Source organism: Massilia sp. TWP1-3-3 (assembly GCF_049897805.1).
Classification (GTDB): Bacteria; Pseudomonadota; Gammaproteobacteria; order Burkholderiales; family Burkholderiaceae_D; genus Telluria_A.
On record NZ_JAFCWX010000139.1, the window covers coordinates 1 to 596 of the forward strand.

Annotated in this window: 1 protein-coding gene; it reads left to right on the top strand. The window is 46.1% G+C overall.

The genetic code is table 11. The features are described 5' to 3' along the window. Positions 1–115 precede the first annotated feature (115 nt). On the top strand, positions 116–496 hold the full coding sequence (locus ACP7D4_RS28205) for an HET-C-related protein (protein WP_426212754.1): 381 nt from the start codon (positions 116–118) through the stop codon (positions 494–496). The last annotated feature ends 100 nt before the right edge of the window (positions 497–596 follow it).

The following is a 596-nucleotide window of genomic DNA, read 5'->3' on the forward strand; positions in this document are numbered from 1 at the left end:
CAGGGATAGTAAAAATCCATGCTGGACGCCGCGATTTTAAGGTGATGTCAAGTGTTATTGTGAAAACATCGATAATAATTTACTGAAGTGCACGCCCATCGCTAACTTGGGTGGATTGGCTGAAGGCCGGGTATCATTCTTTGGGGCCGGGTATGGTGAAAATTACAAAGACCATCCGTTAACATCGTTTGGCCACAGATCGATCGAGCTCGCTTTACGCGCAAGTCATACTAAATTTCGCAATGACATTCTGCTGAAAAGGATCTATTTTGGTAATTGGTTACGCGATTATTCGCAAGTGTTGGACCCGGCCATTGTACGCAAGGCCGGGGAGCCGCTGGAGTTCCCGAAACTTGCTAGTCGCGAAAACTTGACAGCATTGGTCAATATCATGGCGTTTATTGAATTCGTCGGAGAGGAATCACGCGAAGACATTAAGTTGTACGCGGTCACTCGCGAGCGCCTAGGGGTCTATAAACCAATCCACCCAAGTTAGCGATGGGCGTGCACTTCAGTAAATTATTATCGATGTTTTCACAATAACACTTGACATCACCTTAAAATCGCGGCGTCCAGCATGGATTTTTACTATCCCT